The sequence below is a fragment of the Thioalkalivibrio sp. genome, from assembly GCF_041690275.1.
Lineage (GTDB): Bacteria > Pseudomonadota > Gammaproteobacteria > Ectothiorhodospirales > Ectothiorhodospiraceae > Thioalkalivibrio.
Window position 1 is genome coordinate 21,095 of sequence record NZ_JAWLHP010000021.1, and the last position, 24,899, is coordinate 45,993.

19 protein-coding genes are annotated in these 24,899 nt (G+C 67.9%); 14 read left to right on the forward strand and 5 right to left on the reverse strand.

All coding sequences use genetic code 11. The annotated features are described in order from the left end of the window. Positions 1 to 95 precede the first annotated feature (95 nt). The 5 genes from ACESMN_RS05735 to ACESMN_RS05755 all read left to right on the forward strand — a co-directional run bounded on the left by ACESMN_RS05735 (position 96) and on the right by ACESMN_RS05755 (position 7,402). Positions 96 to 683: an HNH endonuclease gene (locus tag ACESMN_RS05735; protein ID WP_373052640.1), complete on the forward strand. Its 588-nt coding sequence runs from the start codon at positions 96 to 98 to the stop codon at positions 681 to 683. Positions 684 to 787: 104 nt separating this feature from the next. Then, positions 788 to 1,882: a ferrochelatase gene (gene hemH / locus ACESMN_RS05740; RefSeq protein WP_373052641.1), complete on the forward strand. Its 1,095-nt coding sequence runs from the start codon at positions 788 to 790 to the stop codon at positions 1,880 to 1,882. A gap of 13 nt (positions 1,883 to 1,895) precedes the next feature. Beyond that, positions 1,896 to 2,714 (forward strand): competence/damage-inducible protein A, encoded by an 819-nt coding sequence (locus tag ACESMN_RS05745; protein WP_373052659.1) that lies wholly within the window; start codon positions 1,896 to 1,898, stop codon positions 2,712 to 2,714. Positions 2,715 to 2,781: 67 nt separating this feature from the next. Further along, complete coding sequence (locus tag ACESMN_RS05750) at positions 2,782 to 3,441, forward strand: 2OG-Fe(II) oxygenase (protein WP_373052642.1); 660 nt, start codon at positions 2,782 to 2,784, stop codon at positions 3,439 to 3,441. 133 nt (positions 3,442 to 3,574) lie between these two features. Then, on the forward strand, positions 3,575 to 7,402 hold the full coding sequence (locus tag ACESMN_RS05755) for an AAA domain-containing protein (RefSeq protein ID WP_373052643.1): 3,828 nt from the start codon (positions 3,575 to 3,577) through the stop codon (positions 7,400 to 7,402). Positions 7,403 to 7,500: 98 nt separating this feature from the next. Here the strand turns inward: ACESMN_RS05755 and ACESMN_RS05760 are convergent, their stop codons facing one another. Together ACESMN_RS05760 and ACESMN_RS05765 are read right to left on the reverse strand one after the other, a co-directional pair. Next, positions 7,501 to 10,185, reverse strand: coding sequence for a cation-translocating P-type ATPase (locus ACESMN_RS05760; RefSeq protein ID WP_373052644.1), 2,685 nt, complete (start codon positions 10,183 to 10,185; stop codon positions 7,501 to 7,503). Between the two features lie 180 nt (positions 10,186 to 10,365). Then, positions 10,366 to 11,268, reverse strand: coding sequence for a DMT family transporter (locus tag ACESMN_RS05765; RefSeq protein ID WP_373052645.1), 903 nt, complete (start codon positions 11,266 to 11,268; stop codon positions 10,366 to 10,368). Between the two features lie 308 nt (positions 11,269 to 11,576). On the opposite strand from ACESMN_RS05765, the gene ACESMN_RS05770 reads away from it, so the two are divergent. From ACESMN_RS05770 to ACESMN_RS05790, 5 genes are all read left to right on the forward strand, one after another. Then, complete coding sequence (locus ACESMN_RS05770; RefSeq protein WP_373052646.1) at positions 11,577 to 13,154, forward strand: cation:proton antiporter; 1,578 nt, start codon at positions 11,577 to 11,579, stop codon at positions 13,152 to 13,154. A gap of 421 nt (positions 13,155 to 13,575) precedes the next feature. After that, positions 13,576 to 13,833 (forward strand): ferrous iron transport protein A, encoded by a 258-nt coding sequence (locus tag ACESMN_RS05775; RefSeq protein ID WP_373052647.1) that lies wholly within the window; start codon positions 13,576 to 13,578, stop codon positions 13,831 to 13,833. 19 nt (positions 13,834 to 13,852) lie between these two features. Next, positions 13,853 to 14,092 carry a ferrous iron transport protein A gene (locus ACESMN_RS05780; RefSeq protein WP_373052648.1) on the forward strand — a complete coding sequence of 80 codons (240 nt, stop codon included), beginning with the start codon at positions 13,853 to 13,855 and terminating at the stop codon, positions 14,090 to 14,092. Beyond that, complete coding sequence (gene feoB, locus ACESMN_RS05785; protein WP_373052649.1) at positions 14,089 to 16,434, forward strand: Fe(2+) transporter permease subunit FeoB; 2,346 nt, start codon at positions 14,089 to 14,091, stop codon at positions 16,432 to 16,434. Before ACESMN_RS05780 ends, feoB begins: the two co-directional genes overlap by 4 nt. A 10-nt stretch (positions 16,435 to 16,444) precedes the next feature. After that, on the forward strand, positions 16,445 to 16,663 hold the full coding sequence (locus ACESMN_RS05790; protein ID WP_373052650.1) for a FeoC-like transcriptional regulator: 219 nt from the start codon (positions 16,445 to 16,447) through the stop codon (positions 16,661 to 16,663). Positions 16,664 to 16,732: 69 nt separating this feature from the next. Here ACESMN_RS05790 and msrA read toward each other — a convergent pair whose 3' ends face one another. Beyond that, on the reverse strand, positions 16,733 to 17,338 hold the full coding sequence (gene msrA, locus ACESMN_RS05795) for a peptide-methionine (S)-S-oxide reductase MsrA (protein ID WP_373052651.1): 606 nt from the start codon (positions 17,336 to 17,338) through the stop codon (positions 16,733 to 16,735). A gap of 132 nt (positions 17,339 to 17,470) precedes the next feature. Further along, positions 17,471 to 18,016 (reverse strand): peptide-methionine (R)-S-oxide reductase MsrB, encoded by a 546-nt coding sequence (gene msrB / locus ACESMN_RS05800; RefSeq protein WP_373052652.1) that lies wholly within the window; start codon positions 18,014 to 18,016, stop codon positions 17,471 to 17,473. Positions 18,017 to 18,453: 437 nt separating this feature from the next. Between msrB and ACESMN_RS05805 the strand changes: the two genes are divergently transcribed. After that, positions 18,454 to 18,657: a cold-shock protein gene (locus ACESMN_RS05805; protein ID WP_018143924.1), complete on the forward strand. Its 204-nt coding sequence runs from the start codon at positions 18,454 to 18,456 to the stop codon at positions 18,655 to 18,657. Positions 18,658 to 18,836: 179 nt separating this feature from the next. Here ACESMN_RS05805 and ACESMN_RS05810 read toward each other — a convergent pair whose 3' ends face one another. Further along, positions 18,837 to 19,586 (reverse strand): SDR family oxidoreductase, encoded by a 750-nt coding sequence (locus ACESMN_RS05810; RefSeq protein WP_373052653.1) that lies wholly within the window; start codon positions 19,584 to 19,586, stop codon positions 18,837 to 18,839. Positions 19,587 to 19,943: 357 nt separating this feature from the next. Here ACESMN_RS05810 and ACESMN_RS05815 point away from each other — a divergent pair, with 357 nt between their 5' ends. From ACESMN_RS05815 to ACESMN_RS05825, 3 genes are read left to right on the forward strand one after another with little or no spacing between them, the layout of a single operon-like run. Next, complete coding sequence (locus ACESMN_RS05815) at positions 19,944 to 21,014, forward strand: HlyD family secretion protein (RefSeq protein ID WP_373052654.1); 1,071 nt, start codon at positions 19,944 to 19,946, stop codon at positions 21,012 to 21,014. Continuing rightward, the gene (rbbA, locus tag ACESMN_RS05820) at positions 20,978 to 23,764 is read left to right on the forward strand and encodes a ribosome-associated ATPase/putative transporter RbbA (RefSeq protein ID WP_373052655.1); all 2,787 of its coding nucleotides are present in this window, start codon (positions 20,978 to 20,980) and stop codon (positions 23,762 to 23,764) included. The genes ACESMN_RS05815 and rbbA overlap by 37 nt, the downstream gene beginning before the upstream one ends. A gap of 1 nt (position 23,765) precedes the next feature. Beyond that, the gene (locus ACESMN_RS05825) at positions 23,766 to 24,890 is read left to right on the forward strand and encodes an ABC transporter permease (protein ID WP_373052656.1); all 1,125 of its coding nucleotides are present in this window, start codon (positions 23,766 to 23,768) and stop codon (positions 24,888 to 24,890) included. The last annotated feature ends 9 nt before the right edge of the window (positions 24,891 to 24,899 follow it).

The window sequence follows — 24,899 nt, forward strand, 5'->3', positions numbered from 1 at the left end:
GCTCCCACTGGAAGCCGCTCCTACGCGGGGCGATTGCGTTCTCGACGCTCCCTGATTATTGTCCAGCGAGTTCGGGTTACACCGGGAGCCGCTCGATGGTACCGCTGCAACAGCAGGTCCTGCGCACGGACGCCTCCGGAATGCCGCTGGAGTGGATCGATTACCAGCAGGCCGTGCGTCTGTATCACGGCGGACAGGTGGCCTATACCTGCGGCACGCTGCTGTACCGGATTCGTGGCGGCGTCAGCGCCCGCACCGGCCGCCGGTCGCTGGTGGAGGTCAATTCGATCATCGCCACGCAGGGAACGAACCGGACGCTGCACAGGGGCTATGTCCCGCCGCTGAACAACGACACCCTGTTCCGCCGCGACGCGCACATGTGCCTGTACTGCGGCAAACGTTTCGAGGTTCGGGACCTGTCGCGCGATCATGTGACGCCGCTGAGCCAGCACGGCAGCGACACCTGGGTCAACGTCGTCACCGCGTGCAAGCGCTGCAACAACCACAAGGCCGGGCGCACCCCGGAGCAGGCAGGGATGCAGCTTCTGGCGATCCCGTTTCGTCCCACCCATGCGGAGTACGTCTACCTCAAGGGCCGGCGCGTGCTCGCGGACCAGATGGAGTTCCTCCAGGCCCATTTCCCGCGCAGCAGCCCGCTGCGGGATCGCCTGCTCCGCAGCTGAGGGCAGGTGCGGGTCGCAGCCGTAGCGAACCGCCTCCATCTGTCCGGGTCCACTTTCCGGACAGCCCTCCAGAGACCCCCGACTCATCCGCGCGAGGAACCAGCGTGAAATACCAAGGCGAACCCGATTACCAGCATGGCAGCCCCGAATACGTCGGAGTGCTGGTCACCAATCTGGGCACCCCGGATGCCCCGACGCCGCGGGCGCTGCGCCGCTACCTGAAGGAATTCCTCTGGGACCCGCGTGTGGTCGAGGTGCCGCGGCCGCTGTGGTGGCTGATCCTGAACGGCGTGATCCTGAACATCCGGCCTCGGCGGAGCGCGGCAAAATACGCAAGCGTCTGGACCAACGAGGGTTCGCCGCTGCTGGTGATCGCGCAGCGCCAGGCGGAGGGGATCCGCAAGCGCCTCGCGAGGCTGGCGAGTGGACCGATCCCGGTCGCGGTGGGAATGCGCTACGGCAACCCGTCCATTCCCGATGCACTGAACGAACTGCGCCAGCAGGGCGTGCGCAAGCTGGTGGTGCTTCCGCTCTATCCCCAGTTCTCCGCGAGCACGACCGCCTCCACCCTGGATGCGGTATCGGGGGAGCTGCGCGCCTGGCGCTGGACGCCGCATCTGCACTTCATCTCCGGCTACGAACGGGAGCCCGGCTACATCAACGCGCTGGCCGCCAGCGTGCAGGAGCACTGGGAACAGAACGGACGCGCGGAGCGGCTGATCATGTCCTTTCACGGCGTGCCGAAGCGCTATCTGCTGGCGGGGGATCCGTATCACTGCCTGTGCCACGCAACCGGCTTCCAGCTTGCCCAGACCCTGGGGCTGGAGCAGGGGCAGTGGCAGGTCACCTTCCAGTCCCGGTTCGGGCGCGCGGAGTGGCTGCGGCCCTACACGGACGAGACCCTGAAGTCCCTGCCGGACCAGGGCGTGAAGAGCGTCGACGTGATCTGCCCGGGCTTCTCTGCCGACTGCCTGGAGACCATCGAGGAGATCGGGGACGAGAACCGCGAGATCTTCCTCGAGGCCGGCGGCCAGCACTTCAGCTACATCCCGGCCCTGAACGACCGTCCGGACCACCTGGACTTCCTCACCGACCTGCTGCTCCGGCACGCAGGCGTCTGGCTCGAGCAGCTGGATAACGAGCCGGAACGGCGCTCGCGCGCGCGCGAGCGGGCTGTCGCGCTGGGTGCCGCGCAATAGATCGGCAGGGATGATGGGCCGGGTCGAGATCGGTGCGGTAATCATCGGCGACGAGATCCTGAGCGGCAAGCGCCGCGATCGGCACCAGGCCGCGCTGATCGATTCACTGGCGGCGCAGGGCCTGGAGCTGGCATGGCTGCGCATCGTCGGCGACGATGCGCAGCTGCTCACCGGCACCTTCCGCGAGACCCTGCAGCGGGACGCCTTCGTCTTCAGTTTCGGTGGCATCGGGGCGACCCCGGACGACCGGACCCGCGCCTGCATCGCCCGTGCGCTGGGGCGACCGCTGGTCCGGAATCCGGAGTTCGTCGCCCTGCTCGAGGCGCGCTTCGGCGAGGAGGCCTATCCCAACCGGGTGCGCATGGCCGAACTCCCCGAGGGCTCCACGCTGATTCCCAACCCGGTGAACGGCATCCCCGGATTCGCCTGCGAGCGGCACTTCTGTGTACCGGGGTTCCCGGCGATGGCCGAGCCGATGGTGCGCTGGGTGCTGCACTCGCACCTGGCCGGCGTCGCCCCGGCGCAGCGGCCGGCGGAGATGAACCTGCGCCTGTCCGGGGTGCCCGAAAGCCGTTTGGTGCCGCTGCTCGAGATGATGGAGGCCCGCTATCCGGACCTGCGGATCTCGAGTCTGCCGGGGTTCCACGACGGAAGGCCGCGGGTGGAACTGGGCGTTCGGGGGGAGGCCAGTCGTGCCGCGACGGCCTTCCAGATGCTGCAGCGCCACCTGCTGGAGGCCGGCCTCATCGCGCGGCCCGAGGATCTCGAGATCCTGCCCCCACGCGCCATGGCCGGCGCGACCAGGGTCTCCGGGACCGGGAACGCGGTATAGTGGCGGCTGGACGACCGCCGAGCGCGGCTGATCCAGCCCGCTCCTTTCCCGTTCCGGAGAACCCCGCGTGGAAGCGTCCGCGTACCTCCCGGTGCCCAGTCATCTCGATGCCCTGGCCAGTTCCGGCCTGGCGGTCCTGCCGGATTACCTGGACGCGACGCTGGTCGACGCGCTGCGCAGGGAGCTTCACGCCGCGCGTACGGCGGCGGGACTGTACCGGGCGCGTGTCGGCCGGGGACACCGGCGCCGCCTGGCCGCTGCGGTTCGGGGTGACTGGATCCGCTGGCTGGACGGGTCGACCGAGGTCCAGCGACTCTTTCTTGCCCGGCTGGAGGAAATCCGGGAGCAGGTCAACCGTTCCCTGATGCTCGGCCTGTTCGAGGTCGAGGCCCACTTCGCGCTGTACCCGCCGGGTGCCGGCTATCACCGGCACGTGGACGCCTTCCAGCAGGACAACCCGCGGCGGCTGTCGGCGGTCCTGTACCTGAACCGCCACTGGCGCCGGGTCCAGGGCGGCGAGCTGGCGATCTACGACGCATCCGGTGGTGAGGTGCTGCGCATCCTTCCGGAGGCCGGCACGCTGGTGCTCTTTCTCAGCCAGGGCGTCCCCCACGCGGTGCTGCCGACCCGCCGCTGGCGTGCCAGCATCGCCGCCTGGTTCCGCGTCCGTCAGGCGGACAATCCGCTGGCCGGCCTGGCACGGCTGCAACCGGATGACCTTGCCTGATCGCCGCGAACACCGGCTCGGGCGGTCTGGGTGAACAGGGCGGATTGTGAGAGGATCGGGATAGCCGCGGGCGGGACGCCTGCGAGCCATGATCGGCGGGGGGCACAGCTTGGTTGACGGGGCTGGTAAGGCAGTGAATGCCCATGAGCGCGATCCGGTGGCACCGGCCGGCGTCGCGGCTGCCGATGGCATGCCCTGGCTGCCGCTCGTCCGGTATCACCGCGAGATCCTGAACCGGATCCAGGCCGCGGCCGCGACTCCCGATTCCGCCGATCCCGGCCGCGAAGCGGTCGAGGGGCTGCTCGAGGAGTACCGGCGGCTCGAATCCCTGCTCAGCGATAATCCCGCGGAGTGCGGCGGCCTGCGGCTGATGGCGGGTCCCGCGCGGCCGGGTGCCTCCGAAGCGGCCTTGTGCGGCGATGATGCCCCGCCGATGCTGTCGGCGGTGCCACTGGACGATTCGCAGCGGCGGGCGGTTCGCAGGGTCCTGGGAGGCGCCGGTCTGACCGTGATCGAGGGCGGCCCCGGATCCGGCAAGACCGAGGTTCTGCTGGCGGTACTGCTGACCGCCTGGTCGACGGGCCGCACGGCGCTGCTGGTCGGTGCCGGCGGGCGGTCGGCCGCCGTCGCCGCCGACCGGCTCCAGGACCTGCACCTCCCGGTTCCCGTCGCTGCCACCGTCACGGCGGATCGCCACGAGGCCCTCCCCGCGATGCTGCGCGATCTGCTTCGGCTCGCGGGTGCCAAAGGCGGGGAAGTCTCCGGCCTGCCGGATGCCGATGCCCTCGCGACCGCACGAAGGTCGCTGCAGCGTGAACGTGCATCGCTGGCGACGGCGCTGCACTCGGACCTCTCCGATCGGTTGCTGGCCGCGGCCCGCTCGGTGCTTTCGGCCGGGACACAGGCGCGTGAGCGGCTCGCCGCGCTGGAAACGGAGGCGGCCGGTCTGCGGACGGAACAGCGGCGGCTGGGGCTAGAAGCCCTGGATCCGGAGGCGGTCGAGCCGGCGCTGACCGCAACCCGCCGCTGGCTCGACCGGGTGGCCGATTACCAGCGGCTGGCGGGCGAGGACGCGGAGCGCCGTTCGCGGCTGGACGCAGCTATCCGGGGCCAGGAACAGCAGCGGGACCGGGTGCTGGAGGTGGCCGGTCTGGCCGCCGGCACTGAGGAAGACAGAGGCTGGCTGGTCGAGCCGGAATGGGCGGCGCTGATCGAGGACTGGGGCCGGCGGTTCGCACGGCTGCTCGGTCAGTCGCCGGAGGCGGCCCTGGCACCCATCGGCTGGCGCCCGGAGTACGGACGCTGGAGGTCCGGGGCCGAGGCGGAGTCGTGGGCCGAACGGGTCCGGGTACTGGCCGGATCGCTGCAACAGCTGGCGGGGGAGCTGGAGCAGGCGCTGGAGCGCAATGGGGATCGGCGGCAGGATATGGAGAAGCAGCGGGTGAAGATCCGCGGCCTCGGCCTCCCCGAGGACTTCGATCCACAGGCCGAGGTGATTCCGGACTGGCTGGCGGCCTACCGCGAACTGCAGGGGCGCCGGCCCCGTGCGCTGGATGTCTTGCCCTGGTCCGACTGTGCGCGGCTGCGGCGACGCATGCGGCGCCTGGAACGGCAGCTGCTGCCGCTGCTGCCACCTGCGATTCACGTCAGCGTGGGTGCGCTGGACCCGCGCGGACGGGCGCGCCTCGCCTCGGTGCTCGAGGCCGCGCATCGCTGGACCGCGATGCAGGCGGCGCAACGGCGGATCCGGGCGGAGACCGAGCCGCAGCGGGAGGCGCTGGAGCCTCTGCGCCGGGAGGCCGAAGGACTGGGCCTCGCGGCCCTGCCGTCAGGGGAAGACCCGCAGGCCCAGGCGCGCGCGGCCTCCCGCATGGAGGAGGAGGCGGTGCTCGGGATGCAGGCTTCGCAGGCGTGGCACAGGCGGGAGGCCAGGGAACGTGCGACCGAGGCGCTTCGGGAGATCGCCCGGGAATGGGCGTGGCTGACCCCCCGGGTCCCATTGCTGGAGGCATGGCGCCACGGACCTGGGCGGGACCTCGACCGTGCGGTGCGCATACTCGCGGTGCAGGCGGATGCGCCCAGCATTGCCGTGGCCCGTGATGCGATCGCCGGAGGGCTGCTGTCCCGCCTTCAGCAGAGCTGGAGGAGTGCCTCGAATCACGAACACTCGGCCCGCCGCCTGCGGGCGGAGCGGGAAGCCGTTCCGGGGATCGCGACGCGCCGTACCGAATGGCTGAAGGAGCGTCCTGCGGACAGCCTGCTGGACGCGACCGAGATCGGTGACGGCGCCTGGCCCGATGCCGATGAGGCACTCGCGCGGCTGGACGCGGTTGCGGACTGGTGTGTGCGCTGGCGATTCTTCCGGCAGGAGGACGAGCCGATCGCCCGGCAGGAGGTGACGGGCCGGCTCAACGACGCGACGGCATCGATGGAAGCCCTGATCCGGCAACTGCCGCCCGGTCCGGAGGTGAACCGGCTGTTTGGCCTGATGGCAGACGCTCGGGGCCGTCCTGGGGAGACGCTACCCGAGGCGGCGCTGCTGGAGGCCTGCTCCGCGTTCAGCCCCGACGGCCTGCGGGGGCGAATCGAGGCGATCGATCGGGAGCTGGAGCGGGGTCTGCTCCAGTCCGCCCAGGCACGGCATCTGCAGTGGCTGCGGGCCGATGCGGGGGTGCAGCGCGTGTTGGCATCCACGCTGGAACGTGCCGGGTCATCGGGAGCAGGCATGGCACGGGCGCCGCTCGAGGATTTTCGGGAACTGCTGCGCGCGCTTCCGGTGTGGATCACCGATGTCCGCGGTCTGGACAACCTGCCGATGGCGCCCGGTCTGTTCGATCTGGTGGTCATCGACGATGCCCCGCGGGCAACCCTGACGGGTCTGTTGCCGGCCATATTTCGGGGTCGGTCGCTGGCCGTGACGGGTGATCCGCGGACCACTTCGGCGCACCCGGGCATGCACGCGGCCGGGGCCTCGGTGCCGCGCGACCGTTTTGGTGTGGAGGGGTGTCCGCCGCGCCTGACATGCGCCGGGGGCGACCTGTTCCGCGCGACGCTGGAGTCCCTCGCACATCCACCGCAGGATCGGCTCGTGCTCGCACGCAGCTATCGTGGGCACCCCGCGATCCTTGCGCTGTGGAGCCGGCTGCTCTGCCCCTACCAGCCCGTGCGCCCTGTCCCGGGGGCGGGGAGCCGGCGCGACGATGGCGTGCGCATTGTCGACGTGCCGGCGACGGCCGAACCCGCGCCGCCCGGAAGCAACTGGTGCAACCTCGCCGAGATCGCGAAGGTGGTCGAGCAGGTCCGGGATCTTCGGCGGCGCTCCCCCGAGTCGAGCCTCGGTGTGATCACGCCGTTTCCCGCCCAGCGCGACCGCTTGCGGGCCGAGTTGCAGGATCTGCAACCGGACGGACGCTTGACCATCGACCTGCCCGCTGTCTTTCAGGGCGGGGAGTGGGATGTGATCGTGTTCAGTCCCGCGGTCGCCCGGGGTATGCCCGCCGATGCGAGACGCGAGGTGGATGCCTCGCCCGATCTGTTCGCCATCGCACTGACCCGCGCCAGGGAAGCGCTGCATCTGGTCGGAGACGTGGAGTTCTGTCTGGAGCAGGAATATCTGCTCCGGGAACTCGCGGTGCACTGCCAGGACCTGTGTCGACTGCGACAGGACATCCCGGACGCGGAGGAGCTGTTCACCTCCATGATACTCGAGGGCTGGGTACCGAAGGTGCAACCCTGTATCGGCGACCTCCGTGTCGATCTGGCATTCGAAGGCGGGCCGGGCCGGCAGGTCGCGATCGAAATCGAGGTCGATGGCGGGGCGTCGCGTGGTGGCCCCGCCCGCGCCAGGGCGCGCGAGGCCTACCTCGAGTGCATGGACTTCCGGCTGCTGCGGCTGGCGGCAGCGCCGCTGCGGGAGGACCCGTCATCGGCCATCGACCGGATCCGGTCGGCGCTTGGCTGAGGGCATCCGTGGAGGGTAGGGTGGGCAAAACGAAGTGTGCCCACCAGAAGGGCCTGCCGTTCGGCCGACGATTGCGCGCGAATCCTCCCGGGCGGGGCCTAACGTCGGCCGAGCACGGCGAGCGCGAGCTGGCCGAGGACCAGGGGTACGAGGCTGCCGGCGAGGATCACGATCCACTCCGCCGGATTGGGCGGCGTCACCTGCAGCAGCGCCGCGAGCGGCGGTACGTAGACTGCCGCGGCGAGGAGCGCGGCGCAGAGCGCGATGGCACCCCATACCCAGAGGTTCATCACCAGATCGTTGCGCAGCATCGGTGAGCCCGGGGCACGCATGTTGAAGACGTGCCACAGGCGCGCGAGGCCGTAGGTGAGGAAGGCCATGGTCACCGCCGTGCCGGTGTCCACCTTCATCACCAGCAGCGCCCAGGCGAACACCCCCAGCAGCGCTGCGGCCATGAGCAGCCCGAAGCCCCCTATGCCAAGCCAGTGGCCCCGGGTGAGGATGGGCTCGTCCGGGTCGCGGGGCGGCTGGCGCATGATGTCCGCGCTGCCCCGGCTCACCCCAATGGCGAGCGCCGGGAACACGTCCAGCAGCAGGTTGAGGAAGAGGATCTGCAGGGGCAGCAGGGGCAGGGGCGCATTCACCAGGGCCGCGGCGGAGACGCCCACGATCTGCCCCAGGTTGCCCGAGAGCAGGAACACGATGAAGCGGCGGATGTTTTCGAAGATCGCCCGGCCCTGGTCGATGGCCGTGACGATGGTTTCGAAGGCGTCGTCCTTGAGGACGATGTCGCTGGTCTCGCGCGCCACCTCGGTGCCGCGCCGGCCCATGGCGATGCCGATGTCCGCCTTCTTCAGCGCCGGGGCGTCGTTGACCCCGTCTCCGGTCATCCCGACCACCTCGCCGCGGTCCTGGTAGGCGCCAACAAGAGAGAGCTTCTGCTCGGGCGAGACCCGCGCGAACACGGCGGTCTCGTGCACCTTCTCCGCACGCTCCGGGTCGCCCTCGCCGAGGTCGCCCAGCTCATGCCCGCCCATCGGCGCTGACTCGTCATCCGCGCCCACGATGCCGATGGCGCGGGCGATGTTGGCCGCGGTGGCGGATTGATCGCCGGTAACCATCACCACCCGGATTCCGGCCTCCTGGCAGGTGCGGATGGCCTCTTTCACGCTTTCCCGCGGTGGATCGTAGAGTCCCACGAGCCCGAGCAGGGTGAGACCCGCGTAGGGTGCCTCGTCGGCGCGCGCCGCCCGTTTCTCGGCCACCGCCAGCACCCGCAGGCCGTCGCCTGCCAGGGTCTCGTTGCGCTTGACCCAGACTTCGCGCCCGGCATCGTCGAGCTCCGTTTCCTCGCCGTCTTCCAGCACCCGGGTGCACACGTCGAGTACCGCCTCAGGCGCACCCTTGACGGCCACCAAAAAGCCATCCTCTAGCCGATGGAAGGTGGCCATCTTGTTGGTCTCGGTGTCGAAGCTCTCCTCGCGTTCCTCAGGCAGTTCACGGAGCAGATCGGGACGGCGCAGACCGGCCCGCGCGCCCGCCTCCACCAGCGCCACCTCCGTCGGATCCCCCGAGGCACCGCCCCCGTCCTCGAGCTCCGCGTTGGAGCACAGCACGCCGACACGCAACGCGCGGCGCAGGTCGTCTTGCTTCTGCGGGTCGACGTCCTCGTCATCCAGCCGGAAGCGCGCGTCGCCATCCTCCCGGGAGACCTCCGTATCCCCGGCGGCGAGCGCGACGCGCCGGAGCACCATGCGGTTTTCGGTGAGGGTCCCGGTCTTGTCGGAGAAGATGACCGTGGTGGCGCCCAGGGTCTCCACGGCAGCAAGCCGCTTGACCAGGGCATTGCGCCGTGCCATGCGCCACATTCCCCGTCCCAGGGCCACGGTGGCCACGATCGGCAGCCCCTCGGGCACCGCAGCGATGGCGAGCACGATGGCGGTCTCCACCATGATCAGGAGATCCTTGCCCGCCACGATCCCGGAGGCCGCCACCCCGATGCCGACCACAATCACGAGGTAGATGAGGCGCTTGCCAAGACCCTCCAGGCGCCGCTCCAGGGGCGTGGTCTCCTCCTCCGCCTCCTCGACCATCGCCGAGATCCGGCCGATCTCGGTGTCCATGCCGGTGGCCACCACGACCCCCTCGGCACCCCCCCGGGACACCGCGGTGCCGCTGAAGACCATGTTCTCGCGCTCCGCGAGGGGAGTCTCCGGATCCTCAAGAGGATCGGTGGTCTTGGACACCGGCACCGACTCGCCCGTGAGGGCGGCCTCGTTGCACTGGAGGTTTTCGACTTCGACCAGGCGAAGATCCGCCGGCACCATTTCCCCCTCGCCCAGGAGCACGACGTCCCCCGGCACCAGTTCGCTGGACGGAACCTCCCGCTCCTCCCCGTCCCGGCGGACCCGGGCGGACATCTGCCCCATGCGCCTCAGGGCCTCCATGGACTGGAGCGCCTTCCACTCGGTCACGAAGCCGATGACCGCATTGATGACCAGCGCCGCCGCGATGGCCACCGCTTCCACCAGTTGGCCGAACACGGCCGCGATGGCCGCGGCGACCAGCAGCAGGATCACCACCAGGCTCTTGAACTGGTCGAGGGCGACCCGCCACCAGGGCTTCCGGCCGCTCTTGCGAAGGCGGTTGGGCCCGGTCTCCTCCAGCCGGCGGCTGGCCGTGCCCGCCGAGAGACCCCGCTCCCGCGCCACCTCGAGAGAATCCAGGAGCTCGTCGACCGGACGCAGAAAGGGCGGGCGGGACGCGTCGTTATCAAGGCTCACGAGGGCGATCTCCCGGATGGATACTGGAAATCATGCCAATGCTGGGGCGAGAGCGCCCGGTACGGGCAGACGACGGGGATCAGCTTGCGCAGACCAGCACGGCCGGCCGCGCTGTCGAACCGCAAGGACAGCGCAGACACAAGTTACGCACTTCCCCGGGAAGACGGCAAGCATGGCCCACTAGTCGCTGCCCCGGCCCTGTACGGGCAATGGTGGGGTGGCGCGCGAGGAGACGCTGAGCGCGGTCACCGTGACGAGGATCAGGCCCATCCCGAGAATCTGAACCAGGGCCAGGCTTTCATGCAGGATCATTACACCGAACAGCGTCGCGGTCACGGGTTCGATCATCGCCACGATGGAGGCGGCGGCCGGCGCGGTATGCCGGAGCCCGTTGATATAGAGGGCAAACGACAGCCCCGCCCCGAACACGCCCAGTGCCGCAAACAGCGGCCAGTCCGTTGAGCTCAATACGGCCACCATCTGAGCGTTATCCCCGGGCAACATGAGGAGCAGGACCAGGACCCCGAAGGCAATCGAGAGAACCGCCTGCGGGCTGCCATGCGAGCCGGCGTACTTGAAGCCGAAGATGAACACCGCGTAGGACAGACCGGCGAGCAACCCCGCGCCGGCACCAATGAGCGTGACCCCGCCCGCGCCGATATCGTAGATCCGGGTGAGCAGCACGATGCCGACCATCACCACCGCGATCGCCACCAGCTTGAGCGGGGTGGGGCTTTCCAGCTTCAGGGTGAAGGAAACGAGGTAGACAAACACCGGCGCGCAGTACATCAGCGTGGCCGCCACCGCCACGCTTCCGTGTGCGATGCTCACGAAGTAAAATGCGAAGTTGCCGGCGACGCCCAGGCCGGCCACGGCTGACCAGAACCACAGCCGACCGCTCGCAAGCCCGCTGCCGCGCGGCCGCAAGGCGAGCCAGGCGAGCACGAAGGCAAGACCAATGGCACCCCGGTAGAACGAGACCACGAAGGCGTCCCAGCCATCGGCCATCAGGATACCGCCGATCCCGCCCGACAAGCCCCAGAAGAAGGCCGCCAGCACCACAAGCCCCGCGCCCAGGCCCATCGATCGCTCCCCTTGTCGTTATCCGGAGCCTACTGCGACGTGTGAGGGAGCATCGCTCGCCGGCACCGCAGGAAGGCGGAGGTTACCGTCGGTTCGAGACCGGGCCGCAGATCATACATAGAGGTGGTCGAGCGAGCCAGACTGGAAAGCAGTCGCCTGCAGGGGCGACCCGGGCCCTGACCGGTCAGGCGTGCCGCCTCGCCGGCAGTGACAACCGGCGCGGTTTCCGGGGGACGGCAGCAATCGATTCCGCGTGTCCGGGTTGGCTTACAATTGCCCCGCAGGCACGGCTACTCCGGGAATGAGACATGGAAATCGCGTATATCCTCGCGGCGTTTGTGGGTGGAATGGGGGCGATGCTGCTGCGGCTCCCGCCACTGGTCGGGTTTCTGGTCGCGGGGTTCGCGCTGAACTTCCTGGGCTACTCGCTGACCCCCACCCTGGAGACGCTCGCGAACCTCGGGGTCACGCTGCTGCTGTTCACCATCGGCCTCAAACTCAACATACGGACGCTTTTGCGCGGCGAGGTCTGGGCCGGGGCGACGTTGCATATGGTCGCCTCCAGCGGGTTGCTGATCCTGTTGCTGTCGCTGTTCAAGTTCACCGGCATCGCCCTGCTGCAGGAGAGCGGTTGGCGGACCCTGCTGCTGCTGTCCTTTGCGCTCTCGTTTTCGAGCACGGTGTTCGCGGTCAAGATTCTCGAGGAGCGAAGCGAATCCCGGTCGTTCTATGGCCGGCTCGCGATCGGCGTGCTGATCATGCAGGACATCTTCGCGGTGCTTTTCCTGACTGCGTCGACCGGATCGATTCCCAGCCCCTGGGCGTTGCTGCTGTTTCTTCTGCTGCCGGCAGCTCCCCTGCTACGAAGCCTGCTGGACCGGGTCGGTCACGGCGAAATGCAGATCCTGTACGGAATCCTGCTGGCGCTGGTGCTCGGCTACGGCCTGTTCGATGCGCTCGGCGTGAAGGGTGATCTGGGGGCGCTGATCATCGGGATGCTGCTCGCGCCGCACGCGGCATCGCATCACCTTGCGCGGTCGCTTTTCCACCTGAAGGAACTGTTTCTGGTCGGTTTCTTTCTCTCCATCGGGCTGCTGGCTCTCCCCACCTGGGAGCTGATGGGGCTCTCGCTGCTTCTTCTGTTCCTGGTGCCCGTCAAGAGCATCCTGTTCCTCCTGATCTTCAGCGGCTTTCGCCTGCGCAGCCGGACCTCGGCCCTCGCCACACTGAGCCTCAGCAACTATTCGGAGTTTGGCTTGATCGTCGCCGCACTCGCGGTGGCCCAGGGTTGGTTTGCGCCCGAGTGGCTGGTAGTCCTGTCGCTGACCGTGGCCATCAGTTTCGTGCTGGCATCGCCCCTGAACAGCGCCAGCGAGGCGGTCTATCACTGGCTGGACCGGTTTCTGCCGACCTGGCCGTCGGAGCGACTGCATCCGGCCGACCGACCCATCGAGATCGGCGATGCCCAGGCCGTGGTGATGGGTATGGGCAAGATCGGTCGCGGTGCCTACCAGCGTCTTCAGGACGAATACGGCCTGCGCGTGCTGGGCATCGACAACGATGAGGCAAAGGTCGCTCGTCTCAGAGCGGATGGCTATGAAGTCATCGCCGGGGACGCCGTGGATTCCGACTTCTGGGAGAAGATGATCACCTGCGCCCAGGTGCGGACCATCCTGCTCGCCATGCCCAGCCATCACGGCAACCTGTATGCCCTGGAGCAACTCCGCCATCGCGCGTTTCCCGGCAAGATCGCGGCGATCGTGGAATACCCGGAAGAAATCCCGATTCTGCGGGAAAACGGTGCCGACGTGGTGTTCCACGTATACGAGGAGGCTGGTCTGGGTCTGGCCGACAGCGCCGCGGAGGTCGCGGGCCTCCGGGGCTAGCGCGCGCGGCTACGGGGCCGCGCAGAAGAAACGTGGCCTGACGCCGTTCACCGGGCGACGCCTGCAGGAGTGGCGCAGCAGAGGTTTCGCCGGCGACGCAGAACGCCCAGCCTCCTGCAGGTCGCCGCCATGGAGCTGTTGCGTCCCCGGACCGCGAAGGAATAGAATGAGAACCAGTCGCGATAACGCGCGACAGCCAGCCAGGCCAGCGGATCGCCTACGCAGCAGTGATCGCTTCCCGAGCCAGCCGACAACCCCCTGTGATCACGCTACTGCGTGGGTGTTGGTGAATGCGGCATCTCTTCGGAACACTTCCCTACCTGTCGGATCCGCGGCCTGCACGGGCCGGTGCGATCCCCGAGGGCCTCCCATACGTCCTGCGGCCTCGTCAGGCTGCCGCGGAACCGGTGCCGGATGTCTGATGAACAACCCCTACACCCCCTACGCACCCTTTCCCCTGGCCACGGCACAGGAGGGCGAACCGCTGCGCATCCATCTGTTGCGCGGAGGCAAGAACCTGGAGATGCGCCTCACCGCGCTCGGTCTCAACGTGGGCAGCGAGTTGACCGTGAGCCAGCGCTCCGGGGGGAGCCTGGTGGTGCTGCGCGGCGAGACCCGCATCGCGCTTGGAGCAGGCATGGCGCACAAGATCATGGTGGTCCGTCAGCACCGGGAATGAATGCAAGGGAGCCAGAACAATGTCACTCAGCCTTAGAGACATGGCGGTCGGCGACACCGGCCGCGTGATCGGATTCGGTGACGGCAGCTCGGCCTATCGTCGCAAGCTGCTATCGATGGGATTGACCCCGGGGGTCGAGTTCAGCGTGACGCGGCACGCCCCGATGGGTGATCCGGTCGAGATCCGGGTGCGCGGTTTCAGCCTCAGCCTGCGCAAGGGCGAGGCCGCGTCGCTGCTGGTCGAGAGGGCGATGCCATGAGCGAGAAGTTCACCATCGGTGTGGTCGGCAACCCGAACTGCGGCAAGACCACCCTGTTCAACGCCCTGACCGGCTCCAGGCAGCGGGTCGGCAACTGGCCCGGCGTCACCGTCGAGCGCAAGATCGGGCACTACGTCTTCGAGGGCGCCGAGTTCGAACTGGTCGACCTGCCCGGCACCTATTCGCTCGATGTCTCCGCCGGCGAGGTCTCGCTGGACGAGCAGATCGCGCGCGATTACGTCGCCGCGCGCGAGGCCGATCTCATCATCAACATCGTCGATGCCTCCAACCTGGAACGCAACCTCTACCTGACCGCGCAGCTGATCGAGATGCGCGTGCCGGTGGTGGTCGCGCTGAACATGATGGACGCCGCGCGTCAGCACGGTCTGGCCATCGACGTGGCCGGCCTCGCCCAACGCCTCGGCTGCCCGGTGATCCCGGTGGTGGCCACGTCCGGCGAGGGCATCGCCGAGCTGCGCTCGGCCGTTCTCGCGGGGGCGCGCGATCCCCGGCCAGCCTCCGCGGCCATCCGGTATGCATCCCCGATCGAGGCCGCGATCAGCGAACTGATGCCGCAGATCGCGGCCCAGGCGGCGGACACGCGGGTCGACCCTCACTGGCTTGGGCTCCGCCTGCTCGAGGGCGACGATCTGGCCGAGGACATGGCCGAAAGGGTTGCCAAACCCGCGCTGGACGCGCTGCGCGGCCGGACCGCCGAGAGGCTCGGCGACGACATCGACATCAGTATCGCCGACGCCCGCTACGGCTTCGTGAACCAGGTCACCTCGGCCACGGTGAAACGCAGGAATCAGGTCCGGCGCAGCACTTCGGACAGGATCGACCGGATCATACTCAACCGCGCGCTCGGTATCCCGATCTTCCTGCTTGCGATGTACCTGATGTTCCTGTTCACCATCAATATCGGTGGCGCGTTCATCGACTTCTTCGATCTCTTCACCGGCACCCTCCTGGTCGACGGGCTCGGCCGCTGGCTGGCCGGGCTCGGCACGCCGGACTGGCTGGTACTCGTGCTCGCCGATGGCCTCGGCGGCGGTGTGCAGGTGGTCGCGACCTTCATTCCGGTGATCGCCTTCCTGTACCTGTTCCTGTCGGCGCTGGAGGACTCCGGCTACATGGCCCGCGCCGCGTTTGTGATGGATCGCGCAATGCGTGCGATCGGTCTGCCGGGCAAGGCCTTCGTGCCCCTGATCGTCGGTTTCGGCTGCAATGTGCCCGCGATCATGGCGACGCGGACCCTGGAACAGCAGCGCGACCGGCTGATGACCATCGTCATGGCGCCGTTCATGTCCTGCGGTGCGCGCCTGCCGGTGTACGTGCTGTTCGCTGCCGCCTTCTTTCCGGTCGGGGGACAGAACGTCGTGTTCGGACTCTACCTGATCGGCATCGCGGTCGCGGTCCTGACCGGGTTGATCATGAAGAACACGCTGCTGCGTGGCCAGACGGCCCCGTTCGTGATGGAGCTGCCGCCGTATCATCTGCCCACCGTGCGGGGAATCCTGCTGCGCAGCTGGGAACGGACCCGCAGCTTCATGTTTCGCGCCGGCAAGATCATCGTGCCGATGGTGCTGGTACTGAACGTGCTCAACGCGGTCGGCACCGACGGCAGCTTCGGCAACGAGGACAGCGACCAGTCCGTGCTGAGCGAGATCGGGCGCGGCATCACGCCGGCCTTCGCGCCGATGGGCATGACCGAGGACAACTGGCCGGCCGCGGTCGGCCTGTTCACCGGCGTGCTCGCCAAGGAGGCGGTGGTCGGTACCCTGGACGCCCTGTACAGCGATCTCGCCGTTGCCGACGCTGCGGCGGCGGGCATCGAGACGCAAGAGGAGGGCGCGTTCAGCCTGGCCGGCGGCCTCGGCGCGGCCTTTGCCTCGATCCCGGCGAACCTGGCCGATGCGTTGGGCACCTGGACCGACCCGCTGGGTCTGGCAGTGGGCGACCTCAGCGACACCGGGGGCGTGGCCGAGCAGCAGGGCGTGGCCACCGGCACCTTCGGCGCCATGGCCGCGCGCTTTGACGGGGCCGCCGGCGCCTTCGCCTATCTGTTGCTGATCCTGCTGTATTTCCCCTGCACCGCCGCGCTGGCCGCAGTGTACCGGGAGACCAACATGCGCTGGACCGTATTCGTCGCCGCCTGGACTACCGGCGTCGGCTACATCGCGGCCACGGTCTTCTATCAGGCCGCGATCTTCAGTCGCAGCCCGGCGACCTCCGCCGCCTGGATCGCGGCCATGCTGGGCATCTTCCTGGCGGTGACCCTGGTGCTGCGGGCCCACGGTGGACCACGAGGCGCGGGAGCACCCGCCCGACAGCAGGCTTGAGGATGGCGCGATGATTCTGTCCAGCATCCGTGACTACCTGCAGGCCAACGGACCTGCCTCACTGCGGGACATGTCCAACCGCTTCGACATCGACCCTGAGGCCCTGCGCGGCATGCTCGGCCAATGGGTTGCTCGCGGCCGCGTGGTGTGCGAGCCACCGGGCGGTCAATGCGACGGGTGTTGCAAGTGCGATTCAGCGGTACTGGAGGTCTATCGATGGCGCGGCTGATCGCGGACGGGGCGCCGCGGTGGCCAGGCGCTGAGACCGGCGACCGGCGGTTCCGGAAGGACGCACGGGTCAGCCGCCGGCTTCGTCGCCCCAGATTTCTTCGAGGCGATCGTCGCGACCGCAGCGCCAGCGATAGTACTTGTAGCGCACCGGGTGTTTCCGGTAGTAGCCCTGATGGTATTCCTCGGCGGCATAGAAGTTCTCGAACTCGAGGATCGGCGTGACGATGGCTTGGTCGAAACGCCCGGACTGTTCGAAGCCTTCGAGCGACTTACGGGCCTTGTGCATCTGCTCATCGCCATGGGCGAAGATCGCGGTACGGTAGGCGTCGCCGCGGTCGCAGAACTGGCCGCCATCATCGAAAGGGTCGACGTTTCGCCAGAACACGTGAAGCAGCTCGGCGTAGTCGACGACCTCGGGGTCGAAGACCACCTGCACGGCCTCCCGATGCCCGGTGCCGCCGCTGACCACGTCATTGTAGGCCGGGTTCGATGCATGCCCGCCGCTGAAGCCCGACAGGGTCTCGACCACGCCATCGAGGTCGTCGTAGGGCGGCTCCATACACCAGAAGCAGCCGCCGGCAAAGGTCGCCCGCGCCAGATCATCCTCGGCGTCGCCTGCGGCGGCGGCAGGAGACACTGCCAGGAGCAGTGAGCCGGCGAGGGCGGCCAGCACAATGGCTCGATGGCCGAAGCGAATGGTTGGGAGATGAAACGGTGTCGGCCTCATTACCAGTTCTCGACGCAGGTTGATGTCCGTTGCGGATGGGGCGGCAGGCGCCTTCCGGAGCGCGCGGCGCCAGCGTCCTCAGGCCTCGCGAAGCTCCGGCAGGGGCTGGCCCTCGGGAACGAAGCTCAGCGCCACGCCGTTGTTGCACCAGCGCTGCCCGGTCGGCTCGGGCCCGTCGCTGAAGACATGGCCCTGGTGACCGCCGCAACGCACGCAATGATACTCGGTGCGCGGAATGACCAGCTTGAAATCACGCTTGGTGCCAAGGTGCCCGTCGTTGATCGGCTGCCAGAAACTCGGCCAGCCAGTGCCGGAATCATACTTGTGAGCGCTGGCGAACAGCGCCAGGTTGCAGCCGGCGCACACGTAGGTGCCGTCGCTCCACTCCCTGTCCAGCGGGCTGGAGAAGGCCGGTTCGGTGCCGTCGCGACGCAGTATGCGGTACTGCTCCGGGCCAAGGATCTCGCGCCATTGGCCTTCGCTCAGATCCAGCGGCTCGAAGAGTCCGTTGTCCTGCACGCCGGCCGACTCGCTTCGACAGCCGCCCAACCACAAGGCCGGCAGGGCCAGTGACAGGCCTGCCAGCAGGCGGCGACGCGACAATACAGATTCAAGGTTTGCCATACCCCTGTTGGAGCGCCTTTCGCGCTATTGGTTCGCGAACGCAGACGCCAGGCCGGGCCCATCAGACCTCGATCTAGGGCAGGTTGCCTGGTTCCGGATGACGGAGGGAGGCCCCCTGTGGCCCGGATGAAACCCACGGAATCGAAATTTCGCTCCCATTCAAGTCGTGGATAAAAGGGGGAATTTCGACGGAGGCTCCAGAAAAACCCGAAAAGCACTATCAATTAGGAGCGGTTTGTGCGGATAATGCAGTGCAGGTAACGGTAACAGGCTCCAAATAGCGCCAAGCGACACCCCGCAAGGGGCGTTCAGATTCGCAGTTCCGGCCCCCAGCGGGGCCGCCGAGAATCACGATCAAGTTCCACCGTCGTTCGGTTGCCCTCCAGTCTCCCGCCCTGGAAATCCCCATCTACTATGAAGAAGCAGAGGTAACCGTAATGGCTACAGGTACAGTGAAGTGGTTCAGCGACGAAAAAGGCTTTGGCTTTATTACGCCGTCTGATGGTTCCAAGGACGTGTTCGTCCATCACAGCGCCATTCAGGGTAGCGGCTTCAAGTCGCTGGCCGAAGGCCAAAGCGTCTCGTTTGACGTGGAGCAGGGCCAGAAGGGCCCGGCCGCCGCGAACGTCGAAGCGCAGTAAGACAGCCCCGGCGCACAAGTGCCAGGTTGAGGGGCCCCGCTTGCGGGGCCCTTTTTTTTGGTGCGCCCAGCATGGGCGCACTCCTGCGGCCGGTTCTCCAGACACGAACGGCTTGTTTGGCTCTGAACCCGATTGCGGCGCGCGGTCGTTCTTGCTCCCGGGCCTGCGTAACACCGCCTTCAATCCGCGTAGATCATCCGCTTGGTCATGCCCCCATCGACCGTCCACGCCTGCCCGGTGATGAAGCCGGCCTGCGGACCGAGCAGGAATGCAGCAAGGGCAGCGATATCCGCTGGCTCGCCCACGCGGCCCGCCGGATGTTGCTGGTGGTCGAGCTCACGCAATGGCTCGGCCTTCTTCGTCGACGCGGGGCGGGTATCGATCCAGCCGGGATTGATGCAGTTGACTCGGACCTCGGGGCCGACGCTGACCGAGAGCGCGTGCGTGAACGCCACCAGTCCGCCCTTGCTGGCTGCATAGGCCTCGGTGTCCGGTTCCGACTGCAGGGCCCGGGTGGAGCCGATATTGACGATGGCGCCGCGCTGCTTGCGCAGCAGCGGCAGGGCATGTTTGCACATCAGGAATGCTCCGGTCAGGTTGGTCGCGAGCCAGCGGTTCCAGTCCTCCAGGCCGAGCGACTCGACCGGGCCGCAATGCGGGTCGCTGATTCCCGCGTTATTGATCAGTGCATCCAGACGCCCCTGGTGTTGGCGCACCTGCGCGAGCAGCGCGCGGATGCCGGACTCGTCACGGACATCCAGGATCGCCGCATCGGCGGCGGGCCCCAGATGATCGGTAGCCGAACGGACGCCCGCTGCATCGCGGTCGGCAAGGATCACCCGCCAGCCGTCTAGAATCAGGCGTTGCGCAATACCGAAGCCGATGCCACGGGCCGCGCCGGTGACCAGGGCAACAGGGGTGTCAGTCACGGGGCCTCCACTGGGTTCAGATGCGATGGGCAGTGATCGGTATCTGCCGCGTCCCGCACTCTACGTCAACGCCGACCGGGCGGTACAGGGGCAGCTGGACCTGCGGGAAGACCGCCTTGCGGCCTCCCCGCGGATTCCTCGGCGGCGCCGCCCGTTTGCGGTTCAATCTGTGCGCTCGCTTCGCCATCGGTCGGTGCCGGAGATTCCGCGCCCGTCTTGCCTGAGCCGGTCGCTGGTGCCGCCGGCGTGCAATTACCCACTTGACGCATGATCGCAGAGCTGCGGTAGTGTGGAGGCTGTGGGCACCCTCAAGAATGCAGCGCCTGCAACTCCTGATCACGCCCGGGTCCGCCTTCGATGCCGTTGCGCCGTAGCCTTGTAGTCGCCCTCACCATCACCCTGCTGTTGCTGGCAGGCCTGGGTGCCGCCGTCTATTGGCTGGCGGAGGAAAGGCCCGCGAGTTTCCGGGCCTTGATTCAGGGCATCACCGGGGATCCCGTCCTTCCTGAGGGTTTCGCCAGCAGCAACGGCCGCGTCGAGGCGACCGAGGTGGACGTGGCCAGCAAACTGGCCGGCCGACTCACGGATGTGCTGGTGCGCGAGGGCGACCAGGTCGAGGCCGGCAGCGTGGTCGCGCGGCTGGACACCGAGAGCCTCGACGCCCAGTTGCGCCAGGCGCGGGCCGAACTGGCCCGGGCCCAGGCGGAGCGCGATCATGCCGAGGCGCTGGTGGCCCAGCGCGAGAGCGAGCTCGAGTTCGCGCGCGACGAACTCGAACGGATGCAGCGGCTCGCCACCCAGGGCCAGTTCGTTTCCGAGGAGTCCGTCGACCAGGCGCGCACGTCGATGCGCAGCTCGGAGGCGGCGATGCGCGCGGCACGGGTCCGGGTCACCGCCACCGCCGCAGCGATCGACGCGGCCGAGGCCGGCATTGAGCGGATACGGGTGGAGATCCGCGACACCGAACTGCGTGCCCCGCGCAGCGGCCGTGTGCTGTACCGCCTTGCCGAGCCCGGCGAGGTTGTCGGCGTCGGTGGCAAGGTGCTGACCCTGCTCGACCTCAATGACGTCTACATGGTGATCTACCTGCCGACCACTGTAGTCGGGCGGGTGCCGCTGAATGCCGAGGCCCGTATCGTATTCGACGCCGCGCCCGATTACGTGATTCCTGCCCATGTCTCCTTCGTCGCCGCACAGGCCCAGTTCACGCCCAAGCAGGTTGAGACCGAGAGTGCCCGTGAGCGCCTGTCCTTCCGGGTCAAGGTGCAGATCGACTCCGACCTGCTCGCCCGCTACCAGCCGCTGGTCAAGGCCGGGCTGCCCGGCGTGGCCTACGTGCGCCTCGATTCGGAGGCCGCCTGGCCGGAGTCCCTGCAAACCCGGCTGCCGCAATGGAACAGCGATCCCGCCCCGCCGTCATCGAACTGAGCGGGGTCTCTCACCGCTACGGTGATTCCCGGGCGCTGGACGACGTCACCCTGCGTCTCCCGGCCGGGCGCATCAGCGGGCTGGTCGGTGCGGACGGCGCTGGCAAGTCGACCCTGCTGGGCCTTGCGGCCGGCGTGCGCCGAGCGCAGCAGGGTCAGTTGCAGGTGCTCGGTGCGGACCTGCGCGAGCCGGGGCAGCGCAAGGGTGTCGGCTGGCGCATCGCCTACATGCCTCAAGGCCTCGGGCGCAACCTGTATGCCACCCTGTCGGTGCGCGAGAACCTGGACTTTTTCGGCCGCCTGTTCGGGCAGGACCGGCAGACCCGGTCGGCACGCATCGCGGAACTGACCGAAGCCACGGGCCTGGCCGAGTTCGTCGAGCGGCCGGTGATGCAATTGTCCGGTGGCATGAAGCAGAAGCTGGGTCTGTGCTGCGCCCTGATCCATGACCCGGACCTCGTGATCCTGGACGAACCCACCACCGGGGTCGACCCGCTCTCACGCAGACGCTTCTGGGATTTCATCGACCGCCTGCGCCAGCGCCGCCCGGGGATGAGCATCGTCATCGCGACCGCCTACATGGAGGAGGCAGACCGCTTCGACCATCTGGTCGCGATGGACGGCGGGCGCGTCCTCGCGGCCGACACCCCCGACGCGCTCAGGGAAAAGACCGGCGCAGACGCCATGGAGCAGGTCTTCATCCGCCTGCTGCCCGAGGGGCGCGGGTCCGAAGGGCGGCAACAGTCCGGACCGCCCGGCCAACCCGAAGAGGCCGGCTCGCCCGCCATCGAGGCGCGCGGCCTGACCCGCCGCTTCGGCGACTTCACGGCCGTCGATCGGGTCAGCCTGACGATCAGGAAAGGCGAGATCTTCGGCTTCGTCGGCTCCAACGGCAGCGGCAAGACCACCACCATGAGAATGCTGACCGGCCTCTTGCCGGCCTCGGCCGGAGAGGCCTTCGTGTTCGGCAAACCGGTGGACCAACGGGACAGCTCGCTGCGCCATCGGCTCGGCTTCATGTCGCAGTCTTTCTCCCTGTACGATGAACTGACGGTAGGCCAGAACCTCGACCTGCACGCGCGCCTGTACGGATTGAACTCGCCCCGGCGGTCTCAGCGCATCCAACGGCTTGCCGAGCGTTTCGACCTCGAGCCGTACATGAACCAGCGCGCCGAGCAGCTGCCGCTGGGTCTGCGGCAGCGCCTGTCGCTGGCCGTCGCCATGATCCACGAGCCCGAACTGCTGATCCTGGACGAGCCCACCTCGGGGGTCGGTCCGGATGCCCGCGACGATTTCTGGGCCCTGCTTACTGAGCTGTCACGCGACCACGGGGTCACGCTGTTCGTGTCGACCCACTTCATGAACGAAGCGGAGCGCTGCGACCGGATCTCTCTGATGCATGCGGGCCGCGTGCTCGCGCAGGGTAGCCCGGCCGAGCTCTGTGCGGCGCAGGATACCGACTCGCTGGACGACGCCTTCATCACCTACATCGAGCAGGAAACGGGCGAAGAGAAGTCGGCTGAACGGGAGACTGGCGGGTACACTTCGCGCAAGGCCAATTCGATGCCACCTGCGTCCGATGATCGAGCCGGGGAGCGGCCCCGATCGGATCAGCAGACCGGAAAAGGCCTCTCGCCGGGCCGCCTGTGGGCCTACACCCGACGCGAGGCGGTGGAGTTGCGCCGGGAACCGATCCGGCTCGCCTTTGCCCTGCTCGGCCCGCTGCTGCTGATGATCGCGATGGGTTACGGGATCTCGTTCGACGTCGAGGACATCCGGTACGCGGTGCTCGATTACGACCGCAGTCCGGCCAGCCGGCACTACCTGGACGGCTTCGCCGGCTCGACCTATTTCGAGCGGCAACCCGAGATCGGCGACCATGCCGAGCTGACCCGCAGGCTGGTCGCCGGCGATGTCACCCTGGCGATCGAGATACCGCCCGGCTTCGGCCGTGCCCTGGCCGGCGGTGACCCGACCGAGGTCGGCGTCTGGATCGACGGCTCCGTCCCGATGCGCGGCGACACGATTCGAGGCTATGTCGAGGGCGTGCACCGCCACTTCGTCGACTCCACGGACAACATCGGCCTCGCAGCGGCGACCCGGGCACCGGTAGAGATCGAGACCCGGTTCCGCTACAACCAGTCGTTCGAGAGCATCTACGCCATGGTGCCAGCGATCATGATGCTGCTGTTGATCATGATCCCCGCGACCATGACCGCGGTCGGCGTGGTGCGCGAAAAGGAGCTGGGCTCAATCACCAACTACTACGCCACCCCGACCCGCGGCATCGAATTCCTGCTCGGCAAACAGCTGCCCTACGTTGGGCTGGCCCTGCTCGGTTTCGTGCTCCTGCTGCTGCAGGCGCTGCTGCTTTTCCGGCTGCCACTGCAAGGCAGCCTTGCCGCCCTGTCCTTGGGCGCCCTGCTGTTCGTGTTCGCCAGCACCGGCCTGGGGCTGTTGATGTCGACCTTCATGCGCAGCCAGATCGCGGCCATCTTCGCCACCGCCATTGTGAGCACCATCCCGACCATCCTGTTCTCCGGCATGCTGGTCCCCGTGTCATCGCTCACCGGCCCGGCGCATTATATGGGTCTGGGTTTTCCCAGCGCCTGGTTCCACCACGTCAGCGTCGGCACCTTCACCAAAGGTCTCGGGCTCCACGAGTTGTGGCCCGATTTCCTCGTGCTGGCGGCCTTCGGGATCGGCTTCGTCGTGCTTGGGCGCCTGCTGCTGCGGGGCCAGGAGCGCTGAGATGCGTTGGCGCAGCGTCTACCGGCTCGGCCTCAAGGAGATGATCAGCCTGCGCCACGACCCAGTGATGGTGTTGCTGATCCTGTACGCCTTCACTTTTGCGATTGTGGCCCCGGCCCGCGGGGTCAAGCTGGAGCTGGAAAACGCCTCCATCGCGGTGGTCGACCAGGACCGTTCATCACTCTCCCGGCAGATGGTCGAGGTGCTGCGGCCACCCTATTTCCAGCCACCGGCGGAGATCGACATGGACCAGGTGAATCCGGCCATGGACGCCGCCCGTTACACCTTTGTGCTGGACATCCCGGCCGGCCTCGAGTCGGATCTGATCGAGGGCAAGCATCCCGCGATCCAGCTCAATATCGACGCCACCGCGATGGCCCAGGCGGGGGCCGGCGCGCGCTACCTCGAGCAGGCATTGGTGCTGGAGGCCGAGAACTACCTCGCCGCAGGCGCGTCCCGCGAACCGGTTCCGGTGGAGGCGGTCACCCGGCTGGCGTTCAATCCGAACGGGAACTCGAGCTGGTTCATGTCGGTGATGCAGCTGGTCAACATGAGCACCCTGCTCGGGATCTTGCTGTCCGGTGCGGCGCTGATTCGCGAGCGCGAACACGGCACGCTCGAGCACCTGCTGATCATGCCGCTCAACGCCGGCGAGATCATGCTGGCCAAGGTCTGGTCCAATGCCCTGGTGATCCTGGTGGCGGCGACGCTATCGCTACTGATCGTCATCCGCGGCTTTCTCGGTGTTCCGCTGGCCGGCTCCGTGGCCCTGTTCGTCTTCGGTTTGGCGTGCTACCTCGCCGCGCTGACCGCGATCGGGATTCTGCTCGCCACGGTGGCGCGCACCATGCCGCAGTTCGGTCTGCTGTCGATCCCGGTGTTCCTGGTCATGTACATGCTGTCCGGCGCCAACACGCCGCTCGACGCCATGCCGGAGTTCCTGCAGCGCGTGATGCTGGTTTCACCGACCACTCACTTCGTCGCGTTCAGTCAGGCCGTGCTGTTCCGCGGCGCCGGATTCGCGGACGTCTGGCAACCGCTGCTGGCGACTGCAGCGATCGGGTCACTGGCGTTCGTCGCCGCGCTGGCCCGCTTCCGGCGCACTGTGACCTTGAGCCGGCTATAGCGCCCCCGA